This is a genomic window from Monashia sp. HAY1-2A (assembly GCF_056755315.1).
This window is the reverse complement of record NZ_JBNDHY010000722.1, coordinates 1-241: the sequence shown is the minus strand read 5'-3', so window position 1 is coordinate 241 and position 241 is coordinate 1. Positions and strand designations below refer to the sequence as shown.

Genomic DNA, 241 nt, shown 5'->3' with positions numbered 1-241 from the left:
CCGCGACTGGATCGGGCTGATTCGGTACGGCGTCATCTTCTTCCTGCTCGAAAAGCTGGGCGCCGTGATCGGCGTCTCCACCCTGCACATCTACGCCGCGATGCGCGGCGAGGCGCTCGACGCGTTCCAGGCGACCCGCAACGCACGGGTCCTTTATTCGGTCGCATCCACGTCCCCCAACCAAAGAGACGAGGAGACATCGTGAAGACAACAAGAACACTTTCCGCGGCGACCCTGATGA

General features: G+C 62.2%; 1 protein-coding gene. It reads left to right on the top strand.

Translation table 11 applies throughout. The features are described 5' to 3' along the window. On the top strand, positions 1-205 hold a 205-nt coding region (locus tag ACPYOM_RS23680; RefSeq protein ID WP_481347857.1), incomplete at its 5' end, for a hypothetical protein. Positions 206-241: the final 36 nt, after the last annotated feature.